This window comes from Paenibacillus albiflavus (genome assembly GCF_004344915.1).
Lineage (GTDB): Bacteria > Bacillota > Bacilli > Paenibacillales > NBRC-103111 > Paenibacillus_AM > Paenibacillus_AM albiflavus.
In genome coordinates this window covers 1-14,398 of the sequence record NZ_SKFG01000048.1, presented here as the reverse complement: position 1 = coordinate 14,398, position 14,398 = coordinate 1, and the positions used below count along the sequence as shown (strand labels likewise).

Here is a 14,398-nt window from a genome sequence, read left to right as displayed (position 1 = left end):
GAAGCATGAGCGCCAGCTTGTGTGGAGGCGACGTTGGGATACCACCCTGATCGTATTGGAGTTCTAACTCTCTACCATTAGCTGGTAGGAGGACCGTGTCAGGTGGGCAGTTTGACTGGGGCGGTCGCCTCCTAAAGAGTAACGGAGGCGTCCCAAGGTTCCCTCAGAATGGTTGGAAATCATTCGAAGAGTGCAAAGGCATAAGGGAGCTTGACTGCGAGACCAACAAGTCGAGCAGGGACGAAAGTCGGGCTTAGTGATCCGGTGGTACCGCATGGAAGGGCCATCGCTCAACGGATAAAAGCTACCCTGGGGATAACAGGCTTATCTCCCCCAAGAGTCCACATCGACGGGGAGGTTTGGCACCTCGATGTCGGCTCATCGCATCCTGGGGCTGAAGTAGGTCCCAAGGGTTGGGCTGTTCGCCCATTAAAGCGGTACGCGAGCTGGGTTCAGAACGTCGTGAGACAGTTCGGTCCCTATCTGTCGTGGGCGTAGGAAATTTGAGAGGAGCTGTCCTTAGTACGAGAGGACCGGGATGGACGTACCGCTGGTGTACCAGTTGTTCCGCCAGGAGCACCGCTGGGTAGCTATGTACGGAAGGGATAAGCGCTGAAAGCATCTAAGCGCGAAGCCCCCCTCAAGATGAGATTTCCCAATTAGTAAGACCCCTTGTAGACGACGAGGTTGATAGGCTTGAGGTGGAAGCGCAGCAATGTGTGGAGCTGACAAGTACTAATAGGTCGAGGGCTTAACCAATATGGATGATATACTAAGATTTACTTTCAATTCGCTTCTAGTTTTCAAGGTACAATACCTTAAACGTTATTAAATCTATTGGCCTAATCGGGTAACAGAATTAATAACGGGTCCGCATTTGTTTTACAAATGCTCGTTTGGTGACGATGGCGGAAGGGAACCACGCGTACCCATCCCGAACACGACCGTTAAGCCTTCCAGCGCCGATGGTACTTGGATCGAAGGATCCTGGGAGAGTAGGACGTTGCCAAGCAATAACAAGCTACTATTCTGATGAATGGTGGCTTGTTTTTTTTGTGTACCTCAAAATAACGGATTTTGAAGTGCTTATTTACTTGAAAACCCGAGGCTTTCCACATTCAGCGGATTTTGAGGTACTTAAATTTTGGAGGAACTGGCGAAATGGCTATTTTGCGGCATGCAGTTCCAAAATAGATACTTGATAATCCGTTATTTTCACGAATTCCCTCTTTTTCATCAAAATAAGACCCTCAAAGTCCGCTATTCTGACTTCGTACCACAACTCTCGAATATTGCAGTAGCTTCACTACAGTACTCTCGAATATTGGAGTAGCTTCATTACAGAACTTCGAATATCTGCAGCATGATACAACTCTCAACTAAGTAAGGATGGCTTGTATTTTTGAAAATCCGATGTTACCTTTGATATTACCTGCCTCGTTTCATCGAATTTCACGGATCTGTCATAAGCTGGCGTGATACGAGATTGACGATCCATATATTGCCTGTTAACATCCTAATTAGACAGGTGGTGAGAAAAATGATGGATTATAAAACAATTATTATTGTGCTTATAGTTTCTTTAATAATTGCTGGCCTTGTTCTCTGGCTAACCATCTATGTAACGAACAAGGCTTATGCACGTAAATGGGAGCTTGATGATCCAGAAGATAACAATCATGTCATCGTGGAGCACAAACCAAATTCATAAATGAAATAAGAGAAGAACACATATTGACGATATGCGTTCTTTTTTTGCATGATTACTTAATGGTTCATATAGGGTTAAACCTTTGCTATAGTATGTATTATTAACTTCGATCTGATGATAATGTTGTTTTTAGGAGGTTGACTTATGCTAATTCTACTAGAAGGACTTCCAGGCGCAGGCAAATCGACGAATTCAGGACTATTGTATCGTCAATTTGAGCGTCATGGATACAAGACGAGATGGGTGCATGAAATGGAGCGACCGCATCCTGTCTTGTTTTTCCAAGAAGCTTGCTTAAGCATAGATGAATATAAGAGTTGGATAGAGCGTCATAACCTAGAAGAATCACAAATGGGTCCAGTTGTTCAAATTCGCAATGCGAGTGTCGGTGTCGATTTGCTAGAGTTAGCTTGGCATCATCAAGGAGTGTTGTCTGATGCAGCCCTTAAGGAGCTTCAAGATAAAGATGTGTGGAAGTTTACAATAGAGGAATATATGGAAGCTGCACTGGAAAAATGGAGGCACTTTGCCCATCAGATTGGACAAGAGCCTGAGCAAGTCGCCCTATTGGATAGCTGTATTTTCCAATATCAGATTTTTAGCTTTCAATTAGCTAATGCCCCTAAGCAAGCGCTAGATCAATTTGTCCAAGCTTTATGGGAAATTGTGCTGCCACTAGATCCAAGAATTATTTTTTTGTATCGAGCTTCTGTCGATGATGCGATTGAACACCTTAGACAGGCACGAGGAGAAAGTTTCTTCAAGCAAATCTGGGAGAGGGATAGACATAGACCTTACTATACAGATCGCCCTGACAAGGTTGAATCCTATTTTGAATTTCTAGTTGATTTTCATCATACTGCGCTAGAGCTGCTGGATAAAGCACCTTGCCCTAAGCTGCCCATTGAGGTTACAGCGGGTGATTGGCCTCATTATGAACGGGAGATGCTTACTTTTTGTGATCTTACTTCTATCTCTGATGCTCAGGTTAATTATACCACTGGGGAATTTGTGAATAAGGAATTGGGATTTGTTCTACAGGTGCAGCAAGATTCTAATGGGCTTACCATGATAGACCCAAATGGAAATAAGCACAGATTACATCCGCGATCCGCTACAGAGTTGTATATTCATGATTTGCCTGTTCTATTAAATGTAAGCGTCGTGGAAAGAATAGTTATAGAGGGAGCTAATCTGCTAAATCGCTGGACGGAAACGGGTTTGGTTTTCACAAAAACAACTTAAAGAATAAGATGAACGAATAAAGAGACCCTTGGATGGTCTCTTTTTAACTATTGAAGTATACAGTTGTACTGTATATAATATAACTATACAGTACAACTGTATAACTATAACTGAGGAGTTACATATGAATCGAGATAAAAATTTGCCGCTTACGGAGACGGTATATTATATTCTTTTGGCTGTAATGGAACCTGCGCATGGGTACTTGATTCTGCAGAAGGTTGAAGTGTTAAGTGGTGGTCAGGTGAGAATGGCAGCAGGTACTTTGTATGGAGCTATTGAAAATCTACTGAAATTAAATTATATCCAGCAGATTAGTAATGAAGGCCGCCGCAAGATCTATGTCATCACGGCATATGGCAGAGATATTCTGCTTCAAGATATGGCAAGAATGAAGCATATGATTGAAGTTACACAAACACTCTTGCCGTAGCATAAGGAGGAGATCGGAATGAGGAAATTTAAGTTCTTTTTGGATTTTGATAAAGAAGAGAAGTGGCTGAATGAAATGTCTGGGCAAGGTTATAAGCTCGTTAGCAGCTCGTTTGGTTACGAATTTGATCCTGGCCTACCGGAAGAGGCTAATATAAGAATTGACTATCGTGAATTTAAGAATCAGGAAAGCTTCGAGGATTATCGAGCTTTATACGAAGATAGCGGCTGGCTGCACATTGCGGGAACTAAGAATTCGAGAACGCAGTATTTTAAGCAAATGGCTGGCTGCACAAGTGATGATATTTTCTCAGATGTAGAATCCAAGGCGGCAAGGTATGAACGAATTGCTCGGATATGGTTATCTTTGCTTGCATGTTACGCACCGATCCTAATTGCATTATGGACGACTCATTCAATTCATTTCTCAGCTGTGCTTAATCCTAAAGTAGTCTATTTTACGCCTGGATTATGGGATAAAACGGGACTGAGCTTCGTTGGTGCATTTTTGTTTGAGACACCGTTTGCTTTATTTAGAATGATGCCCGCTATCGTTTTTCCTTTATTTATTTTCCTTAGTCTTATTTATTGGTTTAAAGCCAGAATGCAATATAGGAGAACGATGAGACATAGAGTATAAAATGATAAAAAGGTACCTCTCAAGGTGTCTTTGCTTAATAAGACTTTTTCATACTAAGGGGCGCTGCTTTATGATCAAGATACCAGGATATCAAACGATAGAATTACTGGATCGTAATGATGAGATTGAGCTATACAGGCTGCTGCGACTAGTAGATGGACGAGGCTTCATTGCTAAAACTACGTGTGAGGAGTACCCGGAGGCAGTTAAGGTAGATGCTTTTCGCCATGAGTATGAAATACTCAAAAGGTTGAGCGGTTGCGAGATAATTGAACCCCACAGCTTTGATATAGTGGGAATGCGACCTATTCTTCTAATGCAGGATATTGGTGGATGTACACTTCATCAACTCCTACATACACATTCCAATGAATTTGATTTTACAGCTAGACTTTCAATAGCCGTGGCTGTAACTGAATGTCTCATGCAGCTTCATAGTAATGAAATTCTGCTTAACGAAATAACCCCGCATCAAATGATGGTGAATCCCGCCACTTTAGACATAAGATTTATTGATTTGCGCATGTCCTCCAGTGGGAAGCTGAATAGCCCTATACATAAGGTAATTGAGCGACCTGACTTTACATTGCTCTATATTTCCCCAGAACAGACAGGGCGAACAGGTATAACACCAGATTATCGTTCAGACTTTTACTCGTTAGGTGTCATTCTATATGAATGGTTTTCGGGGTGCTTGCCATTTGAACTGCAAGATGTGTTAGATATTATGCATCGTCATCTAGCGATTAGACCTGAGCCCCTTCATCTTCGATTCCCTATAATCCCACAGGCAATTTCGGACATTATTGATAAATGTTTAGAGAAAATACCAGATGATCGGTATGCTAGCGCATTCGGTATCAAGTCAGATTTAGAAGAATGTTTCACCCAATTGAAGCTCTCAGGTCAAGTTGGAGCTATTACACTTGCAAAGCATGATATCACAGAATATTTAGTTTTATCATCACAATTTTATGGAAGAAGAATGGAACAACAGACATTGCTGGAGGCACTTGGATATGCTTCAAAGGGAATGACCCAGACGGTGTGGGTATCTGGTAATGGAGGTATTGGGAAAACAACCTTAATCAACCACACACTTCAGCATGTCATTTCTTCTGATGGATATTATGCGACAGGAAAGTTTGCCATTCAGCCTATTCCCATTCCTTATGAGGCATGGATACAAATTCTTAATCAACTGATCAGTCAGCTTCTGATGGAAAGCAAGCTGCAGCTTGAGGTTTGGAAGTTGCGGATATATGAAGCACTCGATCCATATGGTCAGTTGCTGATTGATTTGGTCCCTAAACTGGAATTGTTAATTGGACAGCAGCCAAGTGTGAAGCTATTGCCACCAGCTGAAGCTCAGCATCGGCTGTATTTGTTGCTTACAAGATTCATGCAGTTGTTTCTTAGAGAGGAGCAGCCGCTAGTTCTATTTATAGATGATCTTCAATGGGCGGATGAGGCTTCCCTTCAATATTTGGCTTATCTACTTAAGGATAATCATACAAGCAATCTGTTGATTGTATTAGCATATCGCAACGAGGAAATAACCGATCAGCATCTCCTTCGCCGACTAGAGAGTCAATTTGAAGAGTATGGGTTAACGAGCAGTTATATTCGTCTTCAAGGTCTTGAAATGACAGATTTGAAGAATCTGTTGCATGATGCCATGCGTTATGAAGCGGATGAGGATAAGGAATTAGCAGAAGCAATACTTCTAAAAACAGATGGCAATCCTTTTTTCATGAAACAGTTTTTGCAGGATTTGATTAAGACCAAGCAACTTATATTTGAACAATCAAGTCGAAACTGGAGCTGGGATATTGAGCGAATTGCCGAAATGGATATTGCGGGAGATGCGACAAATTATGTTACGGATAAAATGAAGCTGCTGCCTTACCAAGCAGGTTATGTATTAGGTAAGGCTGCATTCTTAGGTGGAAGCTTTGATCTTACTACACTTGTTTTTATCACAGGTAACACTTTGCAAGAATTGACAGAAGTAATCGATGTTGCCGTGCGCGAGCGGTTGATACAAGAAGTAAGTAAACATCAATACAGATTTATGCATGACCGCATCGAACAGGCAGCCTATGCCCTTATTCCTCAAGATGAGCGATCTGATCTGCATCTGCAAATTGGTACTTTATTGGCTGAACGTTTAAAGGCTGACGGGAATGCCACTATTTTTGAAGTTGTGAATCATTTGAATCAAGCAACTGATCAGAATCAGTTAGCTGAACAAAGAAGGGACCTAGCTGAACTTAATTTGCAGGCAGCTTTGAAGCTCAAGCAATTGACTGCTTATGAAACTTCACTTAGGTATCTTCGCAAGGCAACTATGCTTTTGGAAGATAATAGCTGGGAGCAAGATTATATATTTACATTTCAAGTGTATCTTGAACGAGCTGAAGCCGAATATTTGTGTGCTCATTATGTGGAAGCAAAGGCATTGTTTCAATTGCTACAAAGTAAAGCAATATCCAATATGGATAAGGCGCATGTCTATGATGATGATCCAATTCGAGTCGAGCCAAGATAACTATGCGGAGGTTATTTCTTTAGGTAGTCAGACATTGGAGCTGCTGCATGTCCGCCGTAGTTTTGAGCCAAGTACGTTGGAATTAACTTTACAGTTCTGCAGGCTTAGATGGAAATTGCGAAAGCATTCAATCGAATCGATCCACAACCTGCCGCCTATGACGAATGAAGCCTATAAAATGGCAATGTCCGTACTCGATCATATAGGCAATGCTTGTTATTTTATTAGCAAAAAGAGCTGGGTCGCTATCTCATTTACGATGATCGAAATGACACTTGAATACGGGATGACACCTGAGGCGTCGCTTGGATTTATTGGTTATGCGATGTTCTTGCATTATCGATTTCAACAATATGAAGAGGTATATAAATGGGGGATGCTTGCATGTCGTATTTCGAAGCCTTATCCAAAATTGTATGTTAAGACGCTTACCTCATTTGCCTTGTGTTACGATAGCTGGGGACAGAATAGATCGCTGATGCTGGAGACATTTACAGATCATGCAGGTAAAGTAGCATTAGAATCTGGGGATTTATGGCAATCAAATCAAAGTGTCTTGGTAAATGCAGCTCTATTGCTGCAATTCGGTCATCCCCTTCCTGATATTTATGATCGATTGATTGCACATTCTGGTGAATTTCTAAAGCATAATAATACTCTTCATTGGAAAGAGGCAGCTGTTTTTACTGCATTGCTGTCAAGGCTTACTGGCTATCGTGTAACGAATGATCCGTTTGTCACAATTGATGTGATGGATGAGGATTTTGTTACAGCGGTTCATGGTGACGAGTTTCAAATGATTGACGAGCTTGTATGTGTTCTGCATTATCTGCCTGGATATTTATTCGGTCAATATGATGAAGCGCACGAAGCTTTGAAGAAGTCAGCGAATATTCTCCATTTACGACAGGATGCTATCGAGAATCCCGTTCAAATGATGTATGAATCTTTAGTTATGGCGGAGCTTTATTTAGAGGCATCGGTAAAGGAGCAACGTGCCTATTGGACTCGAATGGAGCAAAATCTGAAAGTCTTAAAGAAGCATGCCATGCGGTGTGCAGAGAATTATTCGCATAAATTTTTATTACTAAAGGCTGAAATGATGCGATTATCAAGAAAGAGTCGTTTAGCTGAACAACTGTATGAGAGAGCAATTGAAACAGCACGCAAGTATGGTCTTATTCATGATGTCGCCATTATTGCTGAATGCTATGGCAGATACGGTCTTCATCTAGGGAAAGAATATGTTGCCAAATTCTATCTGCAGGAAGCTTATGAAGCTTATACCGGGTGGGGTGCAAGAGCCAAGGCAATTGATATGGAGCATAAATACGGAGATATATTGCATATTAGACGTGTTTCGGGATTGGAACGGGTTGATGCTCTTTCACTTGTCATGTCTACACAGGCTTTATCAAGCGAAGTAGAGATGAAACGTTTAATAAATTCACTCATGCGGATTATGCTTCATAACGCAGGAGCTGAATACGGGGCGCTTATGTTCCAACATGAACGCAAGTGGGTGATCGAGGCTTACGGGACGGCGGAAGAGCTTCATATTCAGGAAGTCCCGCTTGAGGAGGATTCGGCAATTGTTCCTTTTCCTATTATAGGATATGCTGCGAGAACGAATGAAGAGGTTGTGCTTCATGATGCTGCAGGAGTAGGTATATTTGCACGTAACTCGTATATTAGAAGTAAGGCGTTAAAATCGGTTTTGTGCATGCCAATCCTGTATCAAAGTAAACTCATTGGTTTGCTCTATTTGGAAAATAAATTAACACCTGGCATATTTACACCAGAACGGCTAGATGTCATTCGACTGCTTGCCGCTCAATGTGCAATATCTATTGAGAATGCCAAGTTGTATGCGGGTATTCAGCATTTAAACAATAGCTTGGAAGATCTAGTGAGAGAACGGACACGAAGTCTGGAGCAAGCAATGCGTGAGACGTCTGCAGCACTGGCCGAAGTATCCATTTACGAGGAACGGAATCGTATTGCACATGAGATCCACGATATAGTTGGAGATACGCTTGCTTCTACGATTCAGAAGATTGAAGCGGGTAAACAGCTCCTACATAAAGACATGGATGAAGCTTTCATTCGGCTGCAGGAAGCCCAGGATCTTGTTCGTCATAGTTTACAAGAAATTCGAGGCTCTGATCATGTGCTCAAGGAAGACAAGTCCCTCGATCTGAAGCAAATGCTGATGCAATTAATTCATGACACAGAGCAGAATATGGGAGTAATCATCCATGCACATATAGATGAACTGCCTGAACTTACGAACGTTTATAAGAAGGCCATTTATCATGCGCTTCAAGAAGGCTTAACGAATGGGATCAAGCATGGCGATTGTGATGAGTTCCTGTTTAGTTTAAAAATAGTTCAGTCTGAGCTGTGTTTCAGGCTAGAGGATCGTGGACGGGGTGCTGATACCATCATCATGGGATTTGGGCTTAAAGCAATGAGGGAACGAGCCCATCAGCTTGGCGGCAGTCTATCAATTGAATCCAAGTTTGATCAAGGCTGTATTCTTACGATTCATTTGCCATTATCTAATTTGAAAAACCCTGACTAGTTGGTAATATCCCCTTTAAGTAGACACTCAAAAAAAACCTTATGGTACCATAAGGAAATGAGTACAACTTGGAGGGGATTTTTCTATGGCTAAAAAAGGACAAACATTTAATCAGTATACGGATGAATTTAAGTTAGCTGCTGTTCAGGAATACATGAAGGGATCATCCAGCGATAGAAGGGTAGCTGAAAAGTTAGACATTAGAAACTGTACTCAATTGAAGGTATGGGTGAGGAAATGGCTAAACGGAGAAGCCTTTAAGGTACGATCAGTGAAGACAACCACACCTCCTACAGGGCGTCCTCGCACGATCTTCAATACAGTAGAAGAAGAACGGGATTACCTGAAAGCGCAGGTGGATTATTTAAAAAAGCGGTATCCAAATCTAGTAAAGGAGAAGCACCAAGCCAACGAGATAAATATGAAATAGTGGAAGGATTGCGTCAAATACACAGCATTACAAGCTTGTTATCCATTGCAGGTATAGCTAGAGCCAGTTACTACAAATGGAGAGCCACACAGCCTCAGAGTAAGGCTAGACACGACCTCGATCATGAGCTAAAAGAACACATGATGGCCATCCATTTAGCTCATCCCTACTTCGGGTATATTCGCATGGTGGATGCCTTAGCAGAGGCTGGTCACCTCGTGAATCACAAGAAAGTATGGCGCCTCATGAAGGATTTAAAAATCCAATCGGTCATTCGAAGGAAGCGAAGAACATCCAATTACACGCCTTCTGTCGTGTATCCAAATCGTTTAAAACGCAAGTTTCATGCAACAGACCCCAGCAAAAAATGGTTACGGATATTACTTACATTTCAGATGGTTCGAAGTTCTATTATCTGTCTGTTATTCAAGATCTATTTAACAATGAAATTGTCGCTTGGCAATTATCTGAAAGAAACGACGTGGAACTTGTGCTTGATACTGTTGAACGGTGGACAAGAAAAAGAGACGTAGCGGAAGCTGTTCTCCATTCGGATCAAGGCTTCCAGTATACGTCTCAGGCGTACAACACGCGATTAGAAGCATTCGGCGTTAAAGGCAGCCACTCTCGCAAAGCAACCTGCCTGGATAACGCATGCATTGAATCCTTTTTTTCGCATCTCAAGACAGAGAAGTTGTATCTTAAACAGTGTAAATCAGGAACTGACATTCATCAAGCCGTGGAAGATTATATTTACTTTTATAACTACCAACGGTTTCAAACCAAACTGAAAAAACGCGCACCGATTGAGTATCGATGCGCGCTGGCAGCATAGCTTTTTTCATCTGTCTACTTGACAGGGGTATGACCAATCCGTTGCTCTCCATAAATGGTTTTATTTCATCCATATGAAAATAATAGGCTCCTGTAAATCGACCTTTATCATGATGATCGAATATCCCTTGCTCATAAAATTGATTGATGGAATCCAGGTTGTCATTTGGTTTCCAATGCTGTGGGAACTGTAAAGAGGTAAGCGTCATTCTCATTCGGCTTTGAAAAGCGACAAAAACGATGCCGTTCTTTTTTGTGACACGAAACAGCTCTCTAACTGCAGATTTCCGATCCTCTTCATTTTGTAAATGATATAAGGGTCCTAACATCAGAGAAGCATCAAATATTTCACTTGGAACTCCCTCTAAATGTGTGGCATTTAATACATGAAATCCACTAAATTGTTCTGTTAATCCCAATTCGGATGCCTTCTCCTCAGCTATTTCAACTAATTTAGGTGTAATATCAGACAGAGTCACGTTATATCCGAGTTTCGCGAGCTCCATTGAGTATTTGCCGGGTCCAGCACCATTATCAAGCACAGTTCCAGATGTAGGCAAATATTGCGTCATATAATGCCAATTAATAGTGAACTCTAGTGGTTCTCTATCGAGCCTTCCCCACTCATCAAAACGGGAATAATAATCAATAATAGGATTCATCTAACCTAACACCTGCCTTACATTGTATTTTTTGAAAAGGAAACAAAAAAACCTATCGCCTACAAAGAGGCGATAGGTTGTGACCTTCGCGGTACCACTCTTCTTGATTCGTTGGTTGAAGCAAATAAATAACGAAATCTTGAGACCCAATTACGGAGGTTAACCGTTAAGACCTACTCATGTTCGATCTTACCGCTCATGGGTGAGTTGGGGAATCTATTGACTGTCTTGCACCAACCGACAGTTCTCTGGGCAATAGTAATTCCTTAATACTCCCAATCATTGCGTTTAGCCGTTTATAATTTGACTCAGTATATCGTTTCCAGGTAATCCCTGTCAATAGAAAGAAATCAAATAATTGTTGACGGGGTACCGCCAACAATGTGCGGTTGTTTGTTCGACTTCGGCTTGCACTTCGTTTCAACATGTTGTAGAATAAAAAACGTAATGTAGAATATAAGGGGGCGACTTACCGATATGCAAATCACAAAAGCTGAAATGGAGATTATGCAAGTCCTATGGGAAAGTGGAAGAAGGATGACTACAAATGAAATCATGGAATATTTTCCTGACAAAAATAAGACGACTATTCTCACACTTGCTGGTAGGTTACTGGACAAAGGGGCGTTGCAATCCGTGAAACTCGGACGTTCGCATGCTCATGAATATTGGGCAGCTATAAGCGAAGAGGATTACAGAAAAATGCAAACAAAGAGCTTTCTACTCTCCATCCATAATGGTTCTGCCAAAAGTTTGATTAGCTCATTGTTCCAGGCTGAGAATTTGACAAAGAAGGATATCGAAGAGCTCCGGTCATTTATAAATAGCGAGGCGGACAGAAATGATTAAATGGTTGTTAATGACCTCTCTTACTGGTAGTGTTGCAAGCTTATTATTCATTCTGCTACGAACGAAATTGGCATCAAAATATGGTGGCCGTTGGTATTATTACGCCAGTTTGATGGCATTATCGCTTTTTATTTTGCCGCTGCACTTTAACGTGTCAATTAATCAACCGCTGTCTTCCTTTTATGAAAAACAGGTGCAACCAGATTCAACGAGCGCTGTTATAGAGATGACTGCAGCGATCGGAACGTCAATGCCTGACCAGACGGCAAGTGCCAGCACTACATCTGAAAACCAAGGTTTTTCTATTTTATCTGTAGATCAGTGGATACTTGGAATCTGGATGGTCGGTTGTTTAGCAATGTTGTATCGTTATTTTTTCGCTTACTTTCGCTTTAAAAAGCAAGCGATTCAATCCTCCCCGATCGATCGTGTAGGAGATCTGAAAGTGGTAGTCAGCGATTATGTGCACTCTCCTATGCTAATTGGATTTTTCAAGCCGACAATCGTAATGCCAAACGCGAACATAAATGCAGAGGATTACAAACTTGCGCTACAGCATGAATGGATCCACTACAAGCAAAGAGACGCTTGGATTAAGCTTATGGCGGTGTTGGTCAACTGCCTGCATTGGTTCAATCCGGTATCTTATCTTGCTTTAGCTAATATTAGCGAGGCCTGCGAATACGCCGTAGATGAACAAATAACGAAAGACTTGAAAACTACTGAGAAGAAGCGATACAGCGAGATGATTTTACATTTTGCTTCAAGTTCGCCTGTTCTGAACAGCAATCTGGCTCAACCCAAAAAACAGTTGTACAGGAGGTTTTCTCTAATCATGAAACGAAATACGGGAAGCGGAAAAACGGTCTTAGGCATCTTCCTTGTTGTTCTAATTGCAACAGTGTCAGTCTTCTCATCCTCCGTTGTTTTTGCTGAAAAATCCAAGCCTCTTACGGAATATAGCGGTGGCATTAAGACCTATTACAATACGTTCGAAACGTTTGAAGAAAATGTGGAATTCGCGCTTGGAACAAAGTGGACTCGTATACGCACAATTTTGTATATTGATGCTGATGGACGAAAGATCGATTACTTCAACCGCACTGAGCCTTACTATGAAATTGAAAAATATTGGAAGAAAAAAGAGTCAGCTGTGAACATGATCAACAAAACGATGTCTATTGAAGGCCATACGGTAACGGTTGCTTTCAGTGAACGCGCGAAGGATTACATAGACGATAAAGTGATTAAACAGATGATAGTCAATCAAATTACTTTTGACTTGGACTACCAGGACCCAAAATTTAATTATAATCATCAGGCATTTATCAAAGAGCTTATGAAGCGGGGAGTTTATGTAATCGAGGAGGTTATTACTCCGAAACAGTTTACTTATAGCCTATCCCAAAAGACAAGCGGCGCCATCGTTGGTCATAAAATGTATACTTCGTATGACAAAAAAATAAAAATAACAGACATTTTTAACGGAAAAGCTAAGCTTCCCAAAACTGATATCAATGAAATAAATCAAATAAATCAGGCGGAAGAAACTTTAGCAAATCAGGGGGTACAGCTCGGTGCTGCCTTTGTCATAAAGAGCGGCGAAACTTTAGCGATCGATATAAAGGAATTGACGGACAAAATGCCCACCATTAACTTGGCGATCATTGATGAGACGACTGGCAAGATCGTAGATTCAATTTTCAATGCTTCTTCCACTTGGAGTAGGCATATTTACACGCCTGGGAAAAATGAAGTGAATCATTCCTTTAAAGTTGTGGCAAGTGGAGAGGAACAAGATCAAGCAGTGTTAGAAATTTATACGTATAAGACTGGTAAAGAGGAAGTGAGCATAACAAATAAAGAGGAAGTGAAAGTGAACATAACAAATTAAAGAAGATTTCATAAGTCGGCAAAATTTCTAGAAGGGGGCGAGATGCCTCCTTTTTTTGTTTTAACTCATCCCTACTTCGGGTATATTCGCATGGTGGATGCCTTAGCAGAGGCTGGTCACCTCGTGAATCACAAGAAAGTATGGCGCCTCATGAAGGATTTAAAAATCCAATCGGTCATTCGAAGGAAGCGAAGAACATCCAATTACACGCCTTCTGTCGTGTATCCAAATCGTTTAAAACGCAAGTTTCATGCAACAGCACCCTAGCAAAAAATGGTTACGGATATTACTTACATTTCAGATGGTTCGAAGTTCTATTATCTGTCTGTTATTCAAGATCTATTTAACAATGAAATTGTCGCTTGGCAATTATCTGAAAGAAACGACGTGGAACTTGTGCTTGATACTGTTGAACGGTGGACAAGAAAAAGAGACGTAGCGGAAGCTGTTCTCCATTCGGATCAAGGCTTCCAGTATACGTCTCAGGCGTACAACACGCGATTAGAAGCATTCGGCGTTAAAGGCAGCCACTCTCGCAAAGCAACCTGCCTGGATAACGCATGCAT

At 41.4% G+C, this 14,398-nt stretch carries 12 protein-coding genes, 2 rRNA genes, 2 pseudogenes and 1 other annotated feature; of the genes and pseudogenes, 15 read left to right on the top strand and 1 reads right to left on the bottom strand.

Features of this window, described 5'->3' with window-relative positions; all coding sequences use genetic code 11:
- The 11 genes and pseudogenes from E0485_RS23620 to E0485_RS25965 all read left to right on the top strand — a co-directional run.
- Window positions 1–759, top strand: a 23S ribosomal RNA gene (locus E0485_RS23620); the annotation flags it as partial.
- Window positions 760–895: 136 nt separating this feature from the next.
- A 5S ribosomal RNA gene (gene rrf / locus E0485_RS23615) occupies window positions 896–1,012 on the top strand.
- A gap of 528 nt (window positions 1,013–1,540) precedes the next feature.
- On the top strand, window positions 1,541–1,711 hold the full coding sequence (gene ytzI / locus E0485_RS23610) for a YtzI protein (protein WP_235857697.1): 171 nt from the start codon (window positions 1,541–1,543) through the stop codon (window positions 1,709–1,711).
- Between the two features lie 144 nt (window positions 1,712–1,855).
- On the top strand, window positions 1,856–2,956 hold the full coding sequence (locus E0485_RS23605) for a P-loop NTPase family protein (RefSeq protein ID WP_132420511.1): 1,101 nt from the start codon (window positions 1,856–1,858) through the stop codon (window positions 2,954–2,956).
- 124 nt (window positions 2,957–3,080) lie between these two features.
- Entirely contained in the window at window positions 3,081–3,389 is a 309-nt protein-coding gene (locus E0485_RS23600; protein WP_132420510.1) for a PadR family transcriptional regulator, read from the top strand.
- 18 nt (window positions 3,390–3,407) lie between these two features.
- A complete protein-coding gene (locus tag E0485_RS23595) occupies window positions 3,408–4,028 on the top strand; it encodes a DUF2812 domain-containing protein (RefSeq protein WP_132420509.1) in 621 nt (206 codons plus the stop codon).
- Between the two features lie 70 nt (window positions 4,029–4,098).
- Entirely contained in the window at window positions 4,099–6,579 is a 2,481-nt protein-coding gene (locus E0485_RS25630; RefSeq protein WP_235857696.1) for an ATP-binding protein, read from the top strand.
- Window positions 6,539–9,163, top strand: coding sequence for a GAF domain-containing sensor histidine kinase (locus tag E0485_RS25625; RefSeq protein ID WP_235857695.1), 2,625 nt, complete (start codon window positions 6,539–6,541; stop codon window positions 9,161–9,163). Before E0485_RS25630 ends, E0485_RS25625 begins: the two co-directional genes overlap by 41 nt.
- Window positions 9,164–9,248: 85 nt before the next feature.
- Window positions 9,249–9,593, top strand: coding sequence for a transposase (locus tag E0485_RS23585; RefSeq protein WP_132420508.1), 345 nt, complete (start codon window positions 9,249–9,251; stop codon window positions 9,591–9,593).
- A 140-nt stretch (window positions 9,594–9,733) separates the two neighbouring features.
- Window positions 9,734–9,820 (top strand): annotated as a pseudogene (locus E0485_RS25970) (hypothetical protein); the annotation flags it as partial.
- 8 nt (window positions 9,821–9,828) lie between these two features.
- Window positions 9,829–10,350, top strand: a pseudogene (locus E0485_RS25965) (IS3 family transposase); the annotation flags it as partial.
- Here E0485_RS25965 and E0485_RS23570 read toward each other — a convergent pair.
- On the bottom strand, window positions 10,295–11,089 hold the full coding sequence (locus tag E0485_RS23570; protein ID WP_132420506.1) for a class I SAM-dependent methyltransferase: 795 nt from the start codon (window positions 11,087–11,089) through the stop codon (window positions 10,295–10,297). The pseudogene E0485_RS25965 and the gene E0485_RS23570 sit on opposite strands and share 56 nt — an antisense overlap.
- Before the next feature lie 62 nt (window positions 11,090–11,151).
- Window positions 11,152–11,381: a binding site (T-box leader), on the bottom strand.
- 185 nt (window positions 11,382–11,566) lie between these two features.
- Here E0485_RS23570 and E0485_RS23565 point away from each other — a divergent pair.
- The 4 genes from E0485_RS23565 to E0485_RS23550 form a co-directional block, all read left to right on the top strand.
- On the top strand, window positions 11,567–11,938 hold the full coding sequence (locus E0485_RS23565) for a BlaI/MecI/CopY family transcriptional regulator (RefSeq protein WP_132420505.1): 372 nt from the start codon (window positions 11,567–11,569) through the stop codon (window positions 11,936–11,938).
- A complete protein-coding gene (locus E0485_RS23560) occupies window positions 11,931–13,832 on the top strand; it encodes a M56 family metallopeptidase (protein ID WP_132420504.1) in 1,902 nt (633 codons plus the stop codon). Before E0485_RS23565 ends, E0485_RS23560 begins: the two co-directional genes overlap by 8 nt.
- A 42-nt stretch (window positions 13,833–13,874) precedes the next feature.
- Window positions 13,875–14,099: an IS3 family transposase gene (locus tag E0485_RS23555; RefSeq protein WP_132420503.1), complete on the top strand. Its 225-nt coding sequence runs from the start codon at window positions 13,875–13,877 to the stop codon at window positions 14,097–14,099.
- A 6-nt stretch (window positions 14,100–14,105) separates the two neighbouring features.
- Window positions 14,106–14,398, top strand: a 293-nt coding sequence (locus E0485_RS23550) for a DDE-type integrase/transposase/recombinase (protein ID WP_165921274.1), incomplete at its 3' end; no start/stop codon positions are given.